Annotated in this window: 18 protein-coding genes and 1 tRNA gene; 7 read left to right on the top strand and 12 right to left on the bottom strand. The window is 61.3% G+C overall.

What is annotated here, in order from left to right:
• Nucleotides 1–40 precede the first annotated feature (40 nt).
• From AC1Q80_RS00095 to AC1Q80_RS00080, 4 genes are all read right to left on the bottom strand, one after another.
• Complete coding sequence (locus AC1Q80_RS00095; protein WP_173420925.1) at nt 41–1,576, bottom strand: type II and III secretion system protein family protein; 1,536 nt, start codon at nt 1,574–1,576, stop codon at nt 41–43.
• Between the two features lie 20 nt (nt 1,577–1,596).
• On the bottom strand, nt 1,597–2,406 hold the full coding sequence (cpaB, locus tag AC1Q80_RS00090; protein WP_173418533.1) for a Flp pilus assembly protein CpaB: 810 nt from the start codon (nt 2,404–2,406) through the stop codon (nt 1,597–1,599).
• 128 nt (nt 2,407–2,534) lie between these two features.
• Nucleotides 2,535–3,050 (bottom strand): A24 family peptidase, encoded by a 516-nt coding sequence (locus tag AC1Q80_RS00085; protein ID WP_492359320.1) that lies wholly within the window; start codon nt 3,048–3,050, stop codon nt 2,535–2,537.
• A 212-nt stretch (nt 3,051–3,262) separates the two neighbouring features.
• Nucleotides 3,263–3,445, bottom strand: a complete 183-nt coding sequence (locus AC1Q80_RS00080) for a Flp family type IVb pilin (RefSeq protein ID WP_173418531.1) — start codon at nt 3,443–3,445, stop codon at nt 3,263–3,265.
• Nucleotides 3,446–3,696: 251 nt separating this feature from the next.
• On the opposite strand from AC1Q80_RS00080, the gene AC1Q80_RS00075 reads away from it, so the two are divergent.
• The 7 genes from AC1Q80_RS00075 (at nt 3,697) to AC1Q80_RS00045 (ending at nt 9,220) form a co-directional block, all read left to right on the top strand.
• Entirely contained in the window at nt 3,697–4,119 is a 423-nt protein-coding gene (locus tag AC1Q80_RS00075) for a pilus assembly protein N-terminal domain-containing protein (protein WP_173420924.1), read from the top strand.
• A 113-nt stretch (nt 4,120–4,232) separates the two neighbouring features.
• A complete protein-coding gene (locus AC1Q80_RS00070; RefSeq protein WP_173418530.1) occupies nt 4,233–4,856 on the top strand; it encodes a TadE/TadG family type IV pilus assembly protein in 624 nt (207 codons plus the stop codon).
• Entirely contained in the window at nt 4,853–5,458 is a 606-nt protein-coding gene (locus tag AC1Q80_RS00065) for a TadE/TadG family type IV pilus assembly protein (RefSeq protein ID WP_173418529.1), read from the top strand. The genes AC1Q80_RS00070 and AC1Q80_RS00065 overlap by 4 nt, the downstream gene beginning before the upstream one ends.
• A gap of 139 nt (nt 5,459–5,597) precedes the next feature.
• Entirely contained in the window at nt 5,598–6,818 is a 1,221-nt protein-coding gene (locus AC1Q80_RS00060; RefSeq protein ID WP_492359319.1) for a phosphopentomutase, read from the top strand.
• Nucleotides 6,815–7,783: an adenosine deaminase gene (locus AC1Q80_RS00055; protein WP_492359318.1), complete on the top strand. Its 969-nt coding sequence runs from the start codon at nt 6,815–6,817 to the stop codon at nt 7,781–7,783. The genes AC1Q80_RS00060 and AC1Q80_RS00055 overlap by 4 nt, the downstream gene beginning before the upstream one ends.
• Before the next feature lie 129 nt (nt 7,784–7,912).
• Complete coding sequence (upp, locus tag AC1Q80_RS00050) at nt 7,913–8,542, top strand: uracil phosphoribosyltransferase (protein WP_077499538.1); 630 nt, start codon at nt 7,913–7,915, stop codon at nt 8,540–8,542.
• 147 nt (nt 8,543–8,689) lie between these two features.
• Nucleotides 8,690–9,220: a TIGR02281 family clan AA aspartic protease gene (locus AC1Q80_RS00045; RefSeq protein WP_173418526.1), complete on the top strand. Its 531-nt coding sequence runs from the start codon at nt 8,690–8,692 to the stop codon at nt 9,218–9,220.
• Here AC1Q80_RS00045 and deoA read toward each other — a convergent pair.
• The 8 genes from deoA to AC1Q80_RS00005 all read right to left on the bottom strand — a co-directional run bounded on the left by deoA (nt 9,213) and on the right by AC1Q80_RS00005 (nt 18,219).
• Nucleotides 9,213–10,529, bottom strand: a complete 1,317-nt coding sequence (gene deoA / locus AC1Q80_RS00040; RefSeq protein WP_492359834.1) for a thymidine phosphorylase — start codon at nt 10,527–10,529, stop codon at nt 9,213–9,215. The two genes, AC1Q80_RS00045 and deoA, sit on opposite strands and share 8 nt — an antisense overlap.
• Nucleotides 10,526–11,332: a purine-nucleoside phosphorylase gene (locus tag AC1Q80_RS00035; RefSeq protein ID WP_492359317.1), complete on the bottom strand. Its 807-nt coding sequence runs from the start codon at nt 11,330–11,332 to the stop codon at nt 10,526–10,528. The genes deoA and AC1Q80_RS00035 overlap by 4 nt, the downstream gene beginning before the upstream one ends.
• Nucleotides 11,329–11,721 carry a cytidine deaminase gene (locus AC1Q80_RS00030; RefSeq protein WP_077499546.1) on the bottom strand — a complete coding sequence of 131 codons (393 nt, stop codon included), beginning with the start codon at nt 11,719–11,721 and terminating at the stop codon, nt 11,329–11,331. Before AC1Q80_RS00030 ends, AC1Q80_RS00035 begins: the two co-directional genes overlap by 4 nt.
• Before the next feature lie 4 nt (nt 11,722–11,725).
• On the bottom strand, nt 11,726–12,697 hold the full coding sequence (locus AC1Q80_RS00025) for an ABC transporter permease (protein ID WP_077499548.1): 972 nt from the start codon (nt 12,695–12,697) through the stop codon (nt 11,726–11,728).
• Between the two features lie 3 nt (nt 12,698–12,700).
• A complete protein-coding gene (locus tag AC1Q80_RS00020; RefSeq protein WP_492359316.1) occupies nt 12,701–13,834 on the bottom strand; it encodes an ABC transporter permease in 1,134 nt (377 codons plus the stop codon).
• A complete protein-coding gene (locus AC1Q80_RS00015; protein ID WP_492359315.1) occupies nt 13,831–15,366 on the bottom strand; it encodes an ABC transporter ATP-binding protein in 1,536 nt (511 codons plus the stop codon). The genes AC1Q80_RS00020 and AC1Q80_RS00015 overlap by 4 nt, the downstream gene beginning before the upstream one ends.
• A gap of 250 nt (nt 15,367–15,616) precedes the next feature.
• Complete coding sequence (locus AC1Q80_RS00010) at nt 15,617–17,947, bottom strand: heavy metal translocating P-type ATPase (protein WP_492359314.1); 2,331 nt, start codon at nt 17,945–17,947, stop codon at nt 15,617–15,619.
• Nucleotides 17,948–18,142: 195 nt separating this feature from the next.
• A tRNA-Met gene (locus tag AC1Q80_RS00005) sits at nt 18,143–18,219 on the bottom strand.
• Nucleotides 18,220–18,390 lie beyond the last annotated feature (171 nt).

Here is an 18,390-nt window from a genome sequence, read left to right as displayed (position 1 = left end):
GAATTCTCGTGGAAGCTGCTTCGCGTTTGCATGACCCAGCCTATTTGTAGATGAAGCCAACGTTGCCGTGGTAGCGGCCAGCCGGAGCGGATGCTTCCGGGCGCCCGTAGATCCGGTTCACGCGACCAAGGAAGAAGCTCTCCCAATCATTGGCTGCATTGAAATTGTCGTCGGGCCTGGAGATCGCGCTTCTGGCCACTGGCCGCACGAGATAGGGCGTCGCGATGATGACGAGTTCGGTCTCGTTGCGGACGAAATCCTTGCTGCGGAAGAGCGTTCCGAGGACCGGGATCTTCGAGGCGCCCGGCACGCCGGACATCGCCTGACGGATGTTGTCCTGCACCAAACCGGCGATGACGATCGAACCACCAGAAGGAAGCTCGACGCTGGTCGATGCCTCGCGCTTGCGAATGCCGAGGAAGGTGTTGCCGGGGATGGCGTTGGAGCCGTTGCCGGTAACGACACTGCCTTCGTAGGTCGGCTCCGACACTTCGGTCTCGACCTGCAGGCTGATCCTGCCAGGACCGAGAACGACAGGCTTGAAGTTCAGGCGAATGCCGTATTCGACGTCGTTGACCTCGCGTTTGACCTTACTCAGGCCGGTGGTGGGGTCCCTTTCGACCTCTTGCATGCCGGGCAGCCGAAACTCGCCGCCAACGTAGAATTTCGCCTCTTGGCCCGAAATCGCGGTCAAGCTCGGCTCGGCAAGCGTGCGCATCACGCCTGCCTGCTCCATCGCATTGATGTAGCTTGCTATCGTCGTTCCACCAATCGAGCCCTTGATGAGTGCGTTTGCGCCGAGCCCGATGGCGTCTCCGAGGTTGGCGGGGTTGCGGAATCCGATGCTGCTGTCGCCATCGGAGACGCTGCCGTTGAAGCCGAGTTGCTTGAGGACCTGGCGGCTGACCTCGGCAACCGTAACTTTCAGCGTGACCTGATCATCGCCATCGATGGTCAGCAGGTTGACGATCTGCGAGACCTGCCGATCCTCAGCAAAGATATCGGCATCACCATTGTTGCCCTGCGCGGTAATGTTGCGTGTGGTCGCTTCACCGCCCTGGAGGAAGGCCTTGGCGAGGTCGACGGCGCGTGTCGAATCGAGCGGCGTGCGCACGGTGCCTGTCAGGACGATGTTGTCGGAGATGATTTCGACATTGATGTCGGCATCGGGAATGAAACGGCGCAGGTTTGACTGCAGGTTGGCGATGTCGCGCTCGACCTCGACGTCAAGACTGACGATCTCTTCGCCGTTCGGCCCGAATACGAAAATGTTGGTCTGCCCCACGGATTTACCAAAGAGATAAATCCGTCTGGATGTGCGCGTAACGGCATCGGCGAGGGATGGGTCAGCAACGAGAATATCGTGGGCATCGGAAGGTAGATCGACGACAACGGCCTTGTTCAGCCCAAGGCTGACCTTCTTCTTCGCCCCCGGCCCGCTTTCGACGATCCTGACGACCGAGGAGGCAGCCGCATGGGCGGACGGGAGCGTTGGCAGCGCGATGCCCGAAAATGTCAGGCAAAACGACAGGCCCGCAGCAACAGACGCCCGAAACTTATTTCCGATCCGCTTCACCTTGTGCTCCACTCGATCGCTCATTGTTGCTGGCCCTGACTTGAACCGTCGCCCTTGACGATGGAGCCAGACTTGATGACCTGAATGCTGGGTTGGCCATCACCGCTCAAAAGATAATCCGCTGCGTTCGTATCGGGCTCCTGAGCATCCGCGACGCTGCGAAGGGCGAGCGAGATACGCTCGGCCATCTGCTGGGCGACGGTCATGACCTTTGATTGATCAGGGGTCAGCTCCAGGGTCGCCGTGGTGCCGACCACGGATTTGGAGCCATCGTCCTTCTCCTCGACCTGCTGGTCGATCGCCAGAACGCGGACGTTGCTGAGCACCGTTTCCGTCAGGAAAACATCGTTGTCCGACTTGCGGACCATGATGACGTCGACCCGGTCGTTCGGCAGGATGAAACCGCCGGCGCCTGTCGCAACGGTAATTTCCGTAGCAACCGCGCGCTTGCCGGCAGGCAGGAGCGACGACATGATTCGACTTGAGGAGTCGGCAACCTTCTCGTTGCGCACCGGCTCACCATTGAATATCGGCAGCCGAACGACGGCGCCGGTCAGGTCTTCAATCGCCGATGGGCGGTTTTCTTCGGTGATGAGGCCATCGACGATGCCGTCCTTGGGCCAGGCCATCCAATGGACGGCGTCTCCGCCGAGGCGAGACCCGACAGGTAAGCTCTTGCTGGCTACGAGGACATTGACAGTCGGAGCCCGCTCAATGACGGGCTCGGCCGTTAGCCGGGCAGGACCGCGGGTCAGCTTCATCGCCAACAACCCGGCCATCGCCGCCGACGCGACGGCCACCGTCAGTATGATGATGCGAACCGGTTTCATGATCGTTTCTGTGCCCCGCAGATATGCCGGGATCAGATTGATCAGGAATTGGTGTAATTATAGTTAACGACCCATCTACGGGTATGGTTAACAGTCTCCTTCCGAGCAGCTTTCCGCACCCATCAACGCTAGAGGCCAAACTGCGCGAGAGCCATTCGATACAAGGGCGAGGCCGGAATGGCCAGGAATGCGCCGGCAGCAATCGCGATTGCATAGGGAATTTTCTTTGCGGTCAGCAAAAGACCAGGGATTGGAATGCCGGCGGCAAGCAACACATGCTGGCTGGACCGCAACATCACAATGAGCACAGTCAAGACGCCGCCCATAAGCGAGACATACAGAAGGAACGCCAGAAGAGAGCCGTTCAGCCCATACCAAAGAGCGCAGGCGCTCAATAGTTTTGCGTCACCGCCCCCCATGACACCGGAGGCAAAAAGGCAAAAGCACAAAAGGAAGACCAGCAGACCGGCAGCCACATCGAAACCGATGTCAACGAAACCGGAGCCGGCGGCGACGTTCGCGAGGACCGCGCCAACAGCAAGAAGCAGCGACAGACGATTCGGTATCGTCATCGTCATCAGATCTGAGGCAGCGGCCCAAATCAGACACAGCGGAAAGATTGCAAGGAAGGCCAACAAGAGCATTTATCGAAATCCACTCCGCGAGCGAGACTTAGAGCGCCGTGCGTTCGGAAGAACGCACCAGGGAGCTCCAGCACTTTGATTCCTGAGCATCTTATCCGCCTTCAGCGATTCGTCTTAAAGGCGGGATGTTCCTGAACATATCTGCCAAGGTAACAAAAAGCCGCCAACAAGGGCGGCTTTCTGCTTTTCATTCCGTGAGGCTTAAGGTTGCCTTACGGCGCGGTCTGCGAACCGGTCACCTGATCGGCGAGGAACGTAAACTGGCCGTCGAGAACGTTGCCCAGCTGGGTCGCGCCACCGATTAGCGCAACGGAGATGAGGGCAGCAATGAGGCCGTATTCGATTGCAGTTGCGCCAGACTCGTCCTTCATCAGACGGGCAAAAATCTTCTTCATGATGATTCTCCTACTTCGCGATTGTTGTTCAGCACGTCCGCCAACTGTTGCCGTTGATCGGATGAGCCCAACCTATGCCCGCCGGATTGCTACCGACTTAAGGAAGGCGGTTACTAAAAGATGAACGTCGCATCGCTGATTTTTGGGTAAACGAACGGCAAACATTTCCAGGCCGGGCGAGATGCTTGTACCTTAATGCTTCATTCACCAAGACGCGCGAGGATGCGGCAATGTCACCTCAAGGACGCCCCATGTCTGTGCCCTCCACGACCGCCCAAGCCAGCTTATCTCTTCTCGTGCTCGTCGGGCTTTTTGCGGTGTCTCCAACCCGGCCCGCCCTTGCCCAGGATGACATCATGCGCGTCTACATGGATCACGCGCGCGTCCTCAAGCTTGATCGCCCCGTAAGCAAAGTGATCATCGGCAACGCTGATGTTGCCGACGCAACGGTCGCCGACGCAAAGACCATCGTCGTCACAGGCCGCAATTTCGGCACGACGAACCTTGTGATCCTGGACCAGGATGGCAATGCGATTGTCGACGAGCGCATTCTCGTCTCTATCGACGAGGGCAATACCGTGCGTGTCTACAAGCAGACTTCACGTACCGTGCTGTCGTGCACCCCGAACTGTGAGCGGCATGCCGAACGCAAAACGACCGGCGCCACCAATTAGAATCAGGTAAAAAACGCCGGCGATCATTAAAATGCCGATGATCATCGAGAACGAAATATCAAGAGTTACCCCTTATTTCTCACCCATCAAACGTAACATGATGGGACGACGAGATGTTGGCCGAACAGGAAGTTCAAGGCTCTAGGCAATCTTCGAGATCAAATCGCGGTCCGCTGCGGCGTCTGTTTGGGAATAGAAGTGGCGCGGCGTCGATCGAGTTCGCGATTCTGGCGATCCCGTTCCTTGTGGTCACTTTTGCCTGCTTCGAGACATTCTTTGCCTTTGCGGGCGAGCGCCTCCTGGCCAACGCGACGGAGGTGATGGCGCGCAAAGTTCGCACTGGCGAGATCACCTTCGCCAGAGGCAAGCCCACCGACATGACGGAAAAACAGTTCCGTCAGGCGTTCTGCGCCGAGATCTCGGTGATGCTGACGTGCACCGGCAACGAAGTGAACATTCCGAGCAGGTTGCTTATCGATGTCAAGAGCACGACCGACCTGGCTCAACTGCCAGTCGATATACCGCGAATGGCCAAATCCAACGACATCAATACCGGGAACTTCTCCTTCGCACCGGGAGGACCGGGCACATACAACGTGTTGCGCGCGTACTACCGATGGAGCGTGATCACGGACCTTGTCCGTCCTTTCGTGACCAATCTGCGCCCCGCCGGTGCGAGCATGCCACGAGACTATCTCATGGTCGCGACCGCGACTTTCCGCAACGAAAACGAATGAGGGCGTCCGTGACCTCTCTTACGAAGAAGACAATCGCCTTGTTTGCCCGTACTCGCGGCGCGATTACGTTGCTCGCAAAAGACCGCAGCGGTTTCGGCGCGATCGAATTCGCCATGGTGATCCCAATGTTGATCGTCGCCTATATCGGGGCGTTCGAAGTTACCCTGGGGTTCTCGGTGAAGAACAAGGTCGAACGGGCCGCAAGCTCGGTGGCGGATATGGTGGCGCAACAGTCAGAGGTTAACAAAACCTATCTCGGCAACATGTCGAGTGTCGCCAAGAGCATCCTCGCACCCTACCAGAATTCCGGATACACCCTGAAGATAACCGGAATCAAAGTCGACGCCGCCAACAAAGGCACTGTGATCTGGTCGCGCGATCAGAGTGGCGCGATACCCTACCCCGCAAACTCTGCGACAACTGTACCGGCGCAGTTCGCCACCACCGAAGCCTTCGTCGTTCGCACCGAACTCGTCGTTCCGCACGAACTTCTGCTCTTTGCCGAGGGCCTGGGGTCCAGCACACTCAAGACGATCAACCTGTCCAAGACGGCCTATTTCCGTTCGCGCCAGGCGGAAATCATAAAGTGCCCCGACTGCTGATCGCAGCATAACCGAACCCAATTGCAATGCGACTTCGCCGGCGCTATTCCTTCGGGATTGCGCTGGCGGCATCTGCTTCCGCGCTCGTTGCAGCACCGGACCGCGCGCTCCGCTCGCGCTCCGGCTTACCGGATCGTTCATGGCGCGCGCGTTTCTCTTTGTCCTCGATTCTTTCGGCATAGGCGGTGCGCCGGATGCCGAAACCTATGGCGACCTCGGCGCGGACACGCTTGGCCACATCGCCGAATTCTGCGCGACCGGAGCGGCAGATCGCGCAGGCTTGCGCGAAGGGCCGCTCAATCTTCCCAACATGTCGGCACTCGGGCTCATGCACGCGGCGAAATTGGCAACGGGGCGGGTGCCGGTGGGCATGCCGGTGCCAGGCCGGGTCTACGGCGCCTACGGCGCTGCGAGCGAAGTCTCGCGCGGCAAGGATACGCCCTCAGGCCATTGGGAGATTGCAGGTACGCCTGTCATGTTCGACTGGGGCTATTTCCCGGCCGAAGGCGACGCGTTTCCCGCCGAGCTGGTCGAGGCGATCTGCCGCGAGGGCAACATCCCCGGCATTCTCGGCAATTGCCACGCCTCCGGTACGGATATCATCGCCCGCCTCGGCGAGGAGCATATGCGCACGGGCAAACCGATCTGCTACACCTCCTCCGACAGCGTCTTTCAGATTGCCGCACACGAGCACACTTTCGGGCTGGAGCGACTGCTGGAGTTCTGCCAAGTCGTTCGCCGCCTCGTCGACGACCACAATATCGGCCGCGTCATCGCCCGCCCCTTCATCGGGCAAAGCCCACAGACCTTTGTTCGAACCGGCAACCGGCGCGACTACTCGGTTCTGCCGCCGGAGCCGACGGTTCTCGACCGGCTGGCGCACGCCGGCCGCACGGTGCACGCGATCGGCAAGATCGGCGATATCTTCGCGCACCAGGGCGTGACGAAGCTGACCAAGGCCGACGGCAACATGGCGCTGTTCGATGCGAGCCTTGCCGCAATCGATGAGGCCGAGGATGGCGACCTCGTCTTCACCAACTTCGTTGATTTCGACATGCTTTTCGGCCACCGCCGCGATGTCGCCGGTTATGCAGCAGCCCTCGAAGCCTTCGACGCACGGCTGCCCGATCTCGACCGGCGGCTGAAGCCCGGCGATATCGTCATCCTGACCGCCGATCACGGCTGCGACCCGACCTGGCGCGGAACGGACCATACACGCGAGCGCGTGCCGGTGCTGATGTTCGGGCCGGCGGTGCGCAGCCGTTCGCTCGGGATTGCCAACACCTTTGCACATATCGGCGAAACGGTCGCCAGACATCTCGGGATCGCACCGGGCCTACATGGGAGAAGCCTCATTTGACCGCACATCTGAAGAAGGCGGAACTGCACTGCCACATCGAGGGCGCGACGCCGCCGGAACTGGCGCTGTTGCAGGCGGAGAAGTACGGGCTCGATACCAGCGAGATCATCGCCGACCGCGCCTATGTCTGGGCGGACTTCACCAGCTTCGTGAAATGCTACGACGCAGTCGCCTCGCTGTTTCGCACGCAGGAGGACTATGCGCTTCTTGCTGAAACGTATCTCACGGAACTGGCGGAAGTCGGAACGATCTACAGCGAGATCATCGTTTCGCCGGATCACGGCAACACGATCGGGCTTGGCGCCGACGCCTATCTTGAGGGCCTGGCCGCTGGTATGGAGGCGGCGAAGGCAAAGACCGGGATCGAATCCCGCATGTTGATCACCGGCATCCGCCATCTCGGTCCGGAATCGGTCGTCAGAACGGCCGAGTTTGCCGCCAAAAGAGAGCACGCTCTGGTCACCGGCTTCAATCTGGCAGGCGAGGAACGCATGCACAGCGTCGCCGATTTTGCCCGGGCCTTCGATATCGCCCGCGATGCCGGCCTTGGCCTGACGATCCACGCAGGCGAGCTGTCCGGCGCCTTCAGCGTGCGCGATGCGCTCGACCATGTCAGGCCGTCGCGCATCAGCCACGGCGTGCGCGCGATCGAGGATGCGGATCTCGTCAAGAGGATCGCCGATGAGCGTGTCGTTCTGGAAGTCTGCCCCGGATCCAACATCTCGTTGCAGGTCTTCCCGGATTTCGGCTCCCATCCCTTGCCGGCCCTGCACGAGGCCGGCGTTCGGGTGACCCTCAATTCCGACGACCCGCCCTTCTTCCACACCTCGCTTGCCCAGGAATACGACATCGCCTCGGCGGTGATGGGGTTCAACGACGACGACATCAACGGCATGACCAGGACTGCGATCGAGGCGGCTTTCGTCGACGAGGCGACACGCCAGAGATTGCTGGCGCTTGTCTGATCCAAGCCCGCGCCGGGCCAAGATGGATGGCGCGGCTGGGGATGAACACAACGAGCCGCCCAACGCCCTTGCGGCCGCGGAGCAATCCATGGAAAAAGGGCGGATACAGAAACTTCCGGGAAGGTGGCCATGGACGGCGTAACAGTGATCGATCATCCGCTTGTGCAACACAAGCTGACCATCATGCGCAAGAAGGAAACCTCGACCGCGGGTTTCCGGCGACTGCTTCGGGAAATCTCGACGCTGCTCTGCTACGAGGTAACGCGCGATCTGGAATTGACGATGGAGCGCATCGAGACGCCGATGCAGGAGATCGACGCGCCGGTGCTGGAAGGCAAGAAGCTTGTCTTCGCTTCGATCCTGCGCGCTGGCAACGGCCTGCTGGAAGGCATGCTCGAACTGGTGCCGTCGGCCCGCGTCTCGCATATCGGCGTCTATCGCGACCACGATACATTGGAAGCGGTGGAATACTTCTTCAAGGCGCCTGAAAGCCTGTCCGAGCGGCTGATCATCGTCGTCGATCCGATGCTTGCGACCGGCAACTCCTCGATCGCGGCGATCGACAAACTGAAGGAACGCGGCGCGAAGAACCTGCGCTTCCTCTGCCTGCTCGCAGCGCCCGAAGGTATCCGCAACTTCCAGGCCGCGCACCCGGATGTGCCGATCTTCACTGCATCGATCGACAGCCACCTGAACGAACTCGGCTACATCATGCCCGGGCTCGGCGATGCCGGTGACCGCATGTACGGAACGAAGTAATTTTCCGTTTCTTAACCAGAGCGAAGAATTGACCAAAAACCGCCGGCAAACCGGCGGTTTTTTTGTGCCCTATTAGCCCTTCCCCTGTTCTACTGAACGCTCGATCGGGACGCATGTGTGCGGCCCAAAGCACGGGAGGCCAGGCCATTGTTCGGACGTCTGCTGACATTTGCCGGCGGCATCGCGGTTGCGGCCCTGGTCATTCCAGACCTTGCGAGTTCCTATCTCTCAAGCCCCAAGCCCGCCGATACAGGCAGGACCGCAGCAAGCGGCGCCGTTCCGGCAACGACTGCAAAATATGCAGCTGGAAAAGACGTGGTGCTTGAAGCCGACCGCTCGGGCCATTTCTTCGGCGCCTTCCGCATCAACGGCCGCACCGAGCGCGGCATGGTCGATACCGGCGCCAGCACGATCGCGATCAATGTCTCGACCGCGCGCAGGCTCGGCCTTTCACCGGCGACACTGACATTCGACGTTCGGGTTGGAACAGCCAATGGTGAGGTCGGCGCGGCACGGGCGAAACTGAACAGGGTAGAAATCGGCGGCATATCCCTGCGGGACGTCGACGCCTTCGTGCTGCCGGACAAGTCGCTTTCCGGAATGCTCGTGGGCATGAGCTTCCTCAGCCGGCTATCATCCTATCGCGTCGAAGACGGCGCTCTGCACCTGGTCAGGTGATCCTTGAAAGGACCGGCGCACACGTCTCCGGCTGGATGTCGGCGATCACGTAGAGTGACCGGATCTCTTGGCGCGCCCGCACCGCCGCATTCTCGTCCGCAGCATGGACGAACGCGAAGGGCTCCCCTTTGGCGATCGGCGTTCCCAGAGGCTTCAACGCGGAGAAGCCAACGCGATGATCGATCTGGTCGCTCGGATGTGTCCGCCCGCCGCCCAGAGCAATAACGCTCATCCCGAGATCGCGAGTCCGGCAGGACTGCAAAAAGCCGTCGCTTTCGGCTTCCACTGGCAGGATGACCGGCGCCGGCACGAGGTATTGTCCCGGCCGATCGACGAAATCCGCGGGACCGCCGAGCGCATGCACCATCCCAGCGAAACGCTCGATCGCCGCACCGTTTGCAAGCGCCGCGCGGGCTAGTGCCTCGCCGGCTGTCGGATCGACTGCAGCACCGGCTGCAACAAGCATTTCGGCGGCAAAGGCCATCACGACAGTTTCGAGACGAGTGCCACGCTTGTCGCCCTTGAGAAAGGCAAGGCAGTTCCAGATCTCGAGTGCGTTGCCGGCCGCATCGGCCAGAGGTTCATTCATGTCCGTAAGCAATGCCGACGTGCGCACGCCGGCGCCATTGGCGACATCGACCAGCGATCGGGCCAGCACCTCGGCCTCGCCGGCATCGCTCATGAACGAGCCATTGCCGACCTTGACGTCGAGCACCAGCGACTGCAGGCCGGCGGCAAGCTTCTTGGACAGGATCGAAGCCGTAATCAGCGGAACGGAATCGACGGTCGCGGTGACGTCACGGATGGCGTAGAGCCGCTTGTCGGCGGGCGCCAGATTGGCGGTCTGGCCGATGATGGCGCAGCCGACCTCGTCGACCGTCTTGCGGAACAGTGCCGCCGACGGCTGGATATCATAGCCGGGTATGGATTCGAGCTTGTCGAGCGTGCCGCCGGTGTGACCCAATCCCCGCCCGGAGATCATCGGAACGGCCAGGCCGCATGCGGCAACGATCGGGGCGAGCATCAGTGAGACGTTGTCGCCGACACCACCGGTGGAATGCTTGTCGACGATGGGGCGGCCGATGCTGCTCCAGTCGAGCGTTTCACCGGAATCGCGCATGGCCAGTGTCAGCGCCACCGTCTCGTCGCGGCTCATGCCTGAAAACCAGATGGCCATGGCGAAGGCCGCAACCTGGCCCTCCGAAATCGAGCCATCGGAGAGACCGCGGACGAAGCGTGCAATGTCTGCCGCTTCGAGGCTCCCGCCATTTCGCTTGCGACGGATGATCTCCTGGGGAAGCATGGTCAGTTGGCCGCCGCTTCGGTGGAAATCATTTCCTTGAGAATCGCGGCGAGCCGCTTGCCGCCGACGGGGGCCATGTCCTTGGTTTCATGATGGCTGAGTTCGCCACCGGTCATGCCCGCGCCGAAATTGGTGATCACCGAGGCTGCCGCGACCTTCAGGCCCATGAAGCGCGCAAGGATCACTTCCGGCACGGTCGACATGCCGACGGCATCGGCTCCGAGCACGCGCGCCATGCGAATTTCCGCCGGCGTTTCGAAGCTCGGCCCGGAAAACCACATGTAAACGCCGTCCTGCAAGGGTATCGCCAACCGCTCGGCTGCGGCCCGCATGCGGTCGCCGAGTGCGGCATCATAGGCACTGGTCATGCCGACGAAGCGATCGTCGCTTTCGACGCCGATCAGCGGATTGAAGCCGGAAAAGTTGATATGGTCCGAAATCCGCATCACCGATCCGGGCGGCAGATCGTCCCTGAGCGAGCCCGCGGAATTGGTCAGCACCAGGTTTTCGACGCCGAGGTCCTTCAGGGTTTGGAGCGGCACGCGCATCGCGTTGGCGTCACCGCTCTCGTAATAATGCACCCGGCCGGACAGCATCACGACGGGAACGTCGCCAAGCAAGCCTGCGACGAGTTCGCCGGCATGGCCAGAAACGCTGCTGACGGGAAAACCGGGAATATCCGCGTAGGAAATGCGGATCGCGCCGCCGACCGCTTCGACAAGTGTGCCAAGTCCTGACCCGAGGACAATGCCATAGCGTGGAGACAGGCCACCGAGCCTGTCCCGCAGAAATTCCGCAGCGCTGTTCATCCGAGGATCTCGGTCTCGAAGCTGTGCGGCAGCAGATCCGACAGAGCCAGCGTCTTCTTCACGCCCGTCTCGTCGCAGAGATAGATCCGGGTACTGGCGCCGGAGAATTCCGCAAGCCGCTGCCGGCAGCCGCCGCAAGGCGGGCAGAGCGCCAGCTTCTCGGCAATCACGGCAACTTCCATGATCTTGCGCTGGCCGGCCATGACCATGTGGCTGATGGCAGTGGTCTCGGCACACCATCCCTCCGGGAAGGAGAGGTTCTCGATGTTTGCGCCGGTATAGATCTGGCCGTCTTCAGCACGGATCGCGGCACCAACAGGAAACTTGGAATAAGGCGCATGCGCCTTGGCCATCGCCTCGCGGGCGGCCTCGAAGAGCTCGTTTTCCATGGTCTTACCGCTCCTTCACATAGGGGACACCGCCGGCTTTCGGCGGGATGGCCTTGCCGATGAAGCCGGCAAGCAAGATGACGGTGAGAATATAGGGCAGTGCCTGCATCAGCTGCACCGGCACCTGGCCGATCAGCGGCAGGGGATTGCCCTGCAGACGGATCGCAAATGCATCGAGGAAGCCGAAGAGCAGGCAGGCAAGCATGATGTTGAACGGCCGCCACTTGGCGAAGATCAAGGCTGCAAGAGCGATATAGCCCTTACCGGCCGTCATACCCTTGACGAAGCCGGCGGTCATCGCCAGCGACAGGTAGGCGCCGGCAAAGCCACACAGGATGCCGCAGCAGATGACGGCGCGATACCGCATCCAGATCACCGAAATGCCGGCTGTGTCGACGGCACCCGGGTTTTCGCCGACGGCGCGCAGCCTGAGGCCGAAGCGGGTGCGGTAAAGGATCCACCAGCTGAGCGGCACCATGGCGAAGGCCAGATAGGTCAGGATGAAATGGCCGGACAGCAGGTCGGCATAGATCGGTCCGATGAAGGGAACCTCGCGAATGGTGTCCGCGAAGGGGAAATTGATCGTCTGGAACCGGGCGCCTTCGGCCAGCGCCGGCGTGCGCCCACCCTGACGGAACCAGGCTTCGCCCAAGATGACGGTGGAACCGGCGACGATGAAGTTGATGGCGACGCCGGAAACGATCTGGTTGCCGCGCTGGGTGATCGATGCGTAACCATGAACCAGCGACAGGGCCACCGAGATGAGGATGGCGGCAAGCAGCCCCAGCCAGACGGATTGGGTGATGGCGGCGACCGCGCCAGCGGCAAAGGCCGCACCCAGCATTTTGCCCTCAAGGCCGATATCGAAGATACCGGCACGCTCGGTGAAGAGCCCGGCGAGGGCGGCAAAGATCAGCGGTACGGAGACGCGGATGGTGGACTCAAGGAGCACCACGATGACGTGGAAGAAATCCATGGCTCAAGCTCCCTTGGTCTGGGCAACGACCGCGGCGCGCCGGCTGGAGGTGGAAAACAGCCGGGTGATCGCCGGCCGGAACATGTTTTCAAGGGCGCCCGCAAACAGAATGACGAGGCCCTGAATGATGACGATCATGTCGCGCGAGATCGACGGCATTTCGAACGAGATCTCGGCGCCACCCTGATAGAGCACACCGAAGAGAACGGCCGCAGGGATGATGCCGGCGGGATGCGAACGGCCCATGAGGGCAACCGCGATGCCGACGAAGCCTGCACCCTGGACGAAATCGAGCTGCATGCGGCCCTGCTCACCCATGATGGGGTTGAGCGCCATCATGCCGGCAAGCGCGCCTGAGATCATCATGGTAATGACGGTGATGCGGCTCTCGCTCATGCCGGCATAACGGGCGGCCGACGGGCTGTGGCCCATGGTGCGCATCTCATAGCCGAGCTTGGTGCGCCAGATCAAAAGCCAGACGCCAAAGGCGGCGATCAGCGCCAGCAGGAACGACACGTTGAACGGCGCGGTTCCGATATCGAGCCCGAAGATCGACAGCAGCCAGTCAAGCTTGGGAAGCTGGCCGCCTTCCGCAAAGGTGCGGGTTTGTGGCGACATCGAGCCGAGCGGTTTCAACACCCGGGTCAGGAGATAGACCATCAGGCTCGACGCGATGAAGTTGAACATGATGGTGGTGATGACGATATGGCTGCCGCGCTTGGCCTGCAGCCAGCCCGGCAGGAACGCCCAGGCAGCGCCGAACAGGGCCGAACCGATAATCGCCAGCGGGAAAACCACGAACCACGGCATCGTCTGGTCGAGCCAGAGGCACGCGAGCGCGACGCCGATACCGCCGACATAGGCCTGACCTTCGCCGCCGATGTTGAAAAGCCCGGCATGGAAGGCGACTGCGACCGCAAGGCCGGTGAAGATAAAGGTCGTGGCGTAATAGAGCGTGAAGCCGATGTATTCGCCGCGGCCGAAGGCACCGTTGATCAGATGGTAGGCGGCTTCGAGCGGGTTTTCGCCGACGAGCAGAACCACGAGACCGGCAACTAGAAACGCGACGGCGAGATTGACCAGCGGGACGAGGCCGTATTCGATCCAGCCCGGAAGCTTTGCATAGGGATTGCTCATTCTGCGGCCTCCTTGCGGCCTTCGACGCCGGCCATCAACAGGCCCAGCTCGCCCTCGGTCGCATCGGGATCGCGCTCGCCGACGACACGGCCGGCAAACATGACCAGGATACGGTCCGACAGGGCGCGGATTTCATCGAGTTCGACGGAGACGAGCAGGACAGCCTTGCCCTGGTCGCGCATCTCGATGATCCGTTTGTGGATGAATTCAATGGCGCCGACGTCGACGCCGCGGGTCGGCTGGCCGATGATCAGCACATCCGGGCTCCGCTCCATCTCGCGGGCAAGAACGATCTTCTGCTGATTGCCGCCGGAGAAATTGGCGGTCTTCAGCCGGGCGTTCGGCGGGCGGATGTCGTATTCGGCGATCCGCTGTTCGGCATCCTTGCGGATGGCATCGACGTTCAGAAAGACGCCGTTAAGGTAACGCTTGTCGTGGTGATAGCCGAGGATGGCGTTTTCGCATTCCTCGAATTTCAAAACGAGCCCGACATGATGCCGGTCTTCCGGCACGTGAGCGAGACCGCGGTCGCGCAGGTCCTTGGGATCGACATGGCCGGTGACGTTGATCGGCTTGCCGTTCAGGTGGACTTCGCCGGAAACCGCGCGGCGGATACCGGAAATCGCCTCCAGCAGTTCCGACTGGCCATTGCCGGCAACGCCGGCAATGCCGACGATTTCGCCAGCCCGGAGATTGAAGGAGACATTATCGACCATGGTGACGCCGCGGCCGTCCTTGACGGTCAGACCGTTGACGGAGAGCTTGACGTCGCCGGGCTTGGCCTCACCCTTCTCCACCCGCAGCAGCACGCGGCGGCCGACCATCAGTTCGGCGAGTTCCTCGACCGAGGTCTCCGCTGTCTTTCGCGTCGCCACCATCTCGCCACGCCGCATCACCGACACTTCGTCGGTAATCGCCATGATTTCCCTGAGCTTATGGGTGATGAGAATGATGGTCTTGCCCTGGCTCTTCAGCTGTTCGAGAACGCGGAAGAGATGGTCAGCCTCGGCCGGCGTCAACACGCCGGTAGGCTCGTCCAGGATCAGGATATCGGCGCGGCGATAGAGCGCCTTCAGGATCTCGACGCGCTGCTGCAGACCGACCGGCAATTCCTCGATGACCGCATCCGGATTGACCTCCAGCGCATATTCGCGCTCAAGCCGCTTCAGCTCTTCCCGCGCCTTGGCGATGCCCTTGTTGAGGATCTGGCTTTCTTCCGCGCCGAGCATGATGTTTTCGAGAACCGTAAAGTTCTCGACCAGCATGAAGTGCTGGTGCACCATGCCGATGCCGGCGGCGATCGCGGCGTTCGGGTCGCGGATCGTCACCTGCTTGCCATCCACGTGGATCTCGCCACTGTCGGCCTGATAGAAGCCGTAGAGGATCGACATCAGGGTCGATTTACCCGCACCGTTTTCACCGATGACGCCGTGGATCGTACCCTTGCGGACCTTCAGATTGATATTCTTGTTGGCGTGAACCGGACCGAAGCTCTTGTCGATCCCACGCAGTTCGATGGCAATACTGTCCATATTGGCCTTGCGATCCCCAAACTGGCCCGCTTCGGTCTTCTTCCCAGAAACCGTGCCGGCGATTTTTTTACCATTTGGTATAGGTTTATCATCGATTTGCCGGCGCGGAAGCCCTCAAAACGAGATCTCCTTATACTCTCACCGGATCGCTGATGAGAGTCCAGCGTGAATATACACAGGCTGATCAGGCCTGCCCGCAACAAAAAACCGGCGGCAATCAATGCCGCCGGTTTCATTTTAGGTGGTTGCTTCAGGCTGCTTTGACCGGCCGCAACAGCCGGAGCGCATTCATGGTCACCAGCACAGTCGCGCCGGTGTCGGCAAGGATGGCCGGCCATAGGCCGGTAATGCCAATGATGGTCGTGACGAGGAAAACGGCCTTCAAGCCGAGCGCAATAGTGATATTCTGGAATATGTTTCGCATTGTAGAGCGGGAAAGCCGGACCATCGCCGCGACATCGCCGACCCTGCCATGCAGCACCGCCGCATCCGCCGTCTCCAGGGCCACGTCCGTGCCGCCGCCCATGGCGATGCCGACATCGGCCGCAGCCAGCGCCGGTGCATCGTTGATGCCGTCGCCGATCTTGGCGACATTGAAGCCGGATTTCTTCAGTTCGCCAACGATGCGCTGCTTGTCCTCGGGCAACAGTTCAGCGCGCACTTCCATGCCGAATTGCCGGCCGATCGCCTCCGCCGTGCGGCGATTGTCGCCGGTCAGCATGACGACATGGATGCCGGCGTCGGTCAGCGCCTTCACGCCGGCGGCGGCATCGGGACGCGGTTCATCGCGCATGGCGATTGCACCGACGATCGCGTTGTCGGCAATCAGCACCGAAACCGTCTTGCCCTCGTCGTTGAGTGCCGCAATGCGCGCGTTCTGCTCCGGTGACATCGGCACGCGATCGTTTGCAGCCTGCGGCGACCCGAGGAACACGTCGGCCGTGCCGACTACACCCTCAAGGCCCTTGCCGCCGATCGCCTTTACCGTCGCTATGCCTGGGATCGGCAACGTCAACTCTCCAGCACGCTGCAGGATCGCTCGTGCCAATGGATGGCTCGATCCTTGCTCGAGCGCTGCGGCAAGGCCCATCACTTCGTTTTCGGCGCGGCCGAAGCCGACGACATCCGTGACACGGGGCTTGCCTTCCGTCAGCGTGCCGGTCTTGTCGAAGGCCGCAGCGGTGATCTTGCCGACATTTTCCAGTACGGCGCCGCCCTTCAAAAGCAGGCCGCGGCGCGCACCGGCCGAAAGGCTGGCGGCGATCGCTGCCGGCGTCGAGATCACCAGGGCGCAGGGGCAACCGATCAACAGGATCGCCAGCCCCTTGTAGATCCATTCACTCCAGACGCCGCCACCCAGAAGCGGCGGCAGGATCGCGACGAGTGCTGCGACGACGACGACGCCGGGCGTATAGTAGCGCGAGAAACGATCGATGAAGCGTTCGGTCGGCGCCTTGCTTTCCTGCGCCTCCTCGACGAGCCGTACGATGCGGGCAATAGTATTGTCCGAGGCGGCAGCCGTCACGCGGACGCGCAGGGCGCCGTCGCCATTGACCGTTCCGGCAACGAGTGCGTCGTCGACAGCCTTGTGCACCGGCGTGCTTTCGCCGGTGACTGGTGCTTCGTCGACGGCGCTTTCGCCCGAGAGGATGATGCCATCGGCCGGAACACGGTCGCCGGGGCGCACGAGGATGACGGCGCCGACGTGAAGACTTTCGGCCGGCACTTCATCGACGCGGCCGTTGCGCTCGAGATAGGCCGACTTGGGCACCAGTGCCGTCAGCGATTGGATGCTCGCCCGCGCCTTGCCTGCGGCCACGCCTTCGAGCAGTTCGCCGACGAGAAAGAGCAAGACGACCATGGCCGCTTCTTCCGTCGCGCCGATGAAGACGGCTCCCACGGCGGCAATCGTCATCAACATCTCGATCGAGAACGGCGTGCCCGAGGTTGCGGCAGCGAAGGCGCGCCGCGCGATCGGCAGCAGACCGACCAGCATGGCAAGCGTGAAGATCCAGGGCTCGGTGGCCGGAACAAGGTGACCGAGGCCGTAGGCGGCGGCCAACGCCACACCGCAGGCAATCGTCAGCCGGCCTTTGCCCGATCGCCACCAGGGACCGGTCGTTGGGCCATGATCGTGTGCATGGGAATTTAGCGGCTGTGACACAGATGGCCGGGCAGCGTTGTGGCTGTTGCCATGATCATGCGTGTGATGGCCGGCGTGCGCGTGCTTGCCGCCGTCATTCCCATGCCCATGGCAATGGTCGTGGTCGTGGTCGTGGTCGTGGTCGTGGTCGTGGTCGTGAGAATGGTCGCCCGAGCAAGTGTGTGCGGCAACAATGGCCGGCTTCTGGTGGCCGGTCATCGGATGCAGCCGGTAACCGAGTTTTCCGACCTTGCTGACGATGTCAGCCGCAAGCGCGCCGTCGTCGGCGTGCTTGACCGACATCGTACCCGCGGCAACGGAAACCGAGACATCCTCGACACCCGGCATACGCCGGACGGCGGTGTCGATCTTCGAGGCGCAGGACGCACAATCCATGCCCTCGACCCGATAGCGGTTTTCACGAATATTGCCTGCCATGACGTGCTCCTTGCATATCTTGCCGCAAGGCTACGACCTCTAGCGACTAGAGCTGCAAGCCGGAATTGTGCGTCACCGTGAAGTTTTTTCGAAGGCGGCCACAAGGTCGGTTCGAGCTTCGCTTGGCTGGCTTTGTCGATGGCTCGAGAACGCCAAAAGCCCGCCGGTTTTCACCTAGCGGGCTTTTGTTTGATTTGGTTGCGGGGGCAGGATTTGAACCTGCGGCCTTCAGGTTATGAGCCTGACGAGCTACCGGGCTGCTCCACCCCGCGCCATCCGGGTTTTGCCGAAGGCAAAATCCCGTTTAATCCGGTCCGAGTTTTGCGAAGCAAAATCTCGTTGTTTGTCTCTGCCGAGCAAATTGCGAAGCGATTTGTCTCGTGTAAGGGACGCACTGCAAAGCGCAAATCCCGTTGTGTGTCTCGATTTTACCTAAGCAAAAA

Source organism: Ensifer sp. GW823-FHT05D09, from assembly GCF_058795755.1.
The sequence above is the reverse complement of the archived record's forward strand: the minus strand, read 5'-3'. Positions and strand labels throughout refer to the sequence as shown.

What these genes read in the sequence shown, in the direction of transcription:
- cpaB (WP_173418533.1), bottom strand. Translation starts at nt 2,406, where the DNA reads ATGAAACCGGTTCGCATCATCATACTGACGGTGGCCGTCGCGTCGGCG.
- AC1Q80_RS00085 (WP_492359320.1), bottom strand. Translation starts at nt 3,050, where the DNA reads ATGCTCTTGTTGGCCTTCCTTGCAATCTTTCCGCTGTGTCTGATTTGG.
- AC1Q80_RS00080 (WP_173418531.1), bottom strand. Translation starts at nt 3,445, where the DNA reads ATGAAGAAGATTTTTGCCCGTCTGATGAAGGACGAGTCTGGCGCAACT.
- AC1Q80_RS00075 (WP_173420924.1), top strand. Translation starts at nt 3,697, where the DNA reads ATGTCTGTGCCCTCCACGACCGCCCAAGCCAGCTTATCTCTTCTCGTG.
- AC1Q80_RS00070 (WP_173418530.1), top strand. Translation starts at nt 4,233, where the DNA reads ATGTTGGCCGAACAGGAAGTTCAAGGCTCTAGGCAATCTTCGAGATCA.
- AC1Q80_RS00065 (WP_173418529.1), top strand. Translation starts at nt 4,853, where the DNA reads ATGAGGGCGTCCGTGACCTCTCTTACGAAGAAGACAATCGCCTTGTTT.
- AC1Q80_RS00060 (WP_492359319.1), top strand. Translation starts at nt 5,598, where the DNA reads ATGGCGCGCGCGTTTCTCTTTGTCCTCGATTCTTTCGGCATAGGCGGT.
- upp (WP_077499538.1), top strand. Translation starts at nt 7,913, where the DNA reads ATGGACGGCGTAACAGTGATCGATCATCCGCTTGTGCAACACAAGCTG.
- AC1Q80_RS00035 (WP_492359317.1), bottom strand. Translation starts at nt 11,332, where the DNA reads ATGAACAGCGCTGCGGAATTTCTGCGGGACAGGCTCGGTGGCCTGTCT.
- AC1Q80_RS00030 (WP_077499546.1), bottom strand. Translation starts at nt 11,721, where the DNA reads ATGGAAAACGAGCTCTTCGAGGCCGCCCGCGAGGCGATGGCCAAGGCG.
- AC1Q80_RS00025 (WP_077499548.1), bottom strand. Translation starts at nt 12,697, where the DNA reads ATGGATTTCTTCCACGTCATCGTGGTGCTCCTTGAGTCCACCATCCGC.
- AC1Q80_RS00020 (WP_492359316.1), bottom strand. Translation starts at nt 13,834, where the DNA reads ATGAGCAATCCCTATGCAAAGCTTCCGGGCTGGATCGAATACGGCCTC.
- AC1Q80_RS00015 (WP_492359315.1), bottom strand. Translation starts at nt 15,366, where the DNA reads ATGGACAGTATTGCCATCGAACTGCGTGGGATCGACAAGAGCTTCGGT.
- AC1Q80_RS00010 (WP_492359314.1), bottom strand. Translation starts at nt 17,947, where the DNA reads ATGGCAGGCAATATTCGTGAAAACCGCTATCGGGTCGAGGGCATGGAT.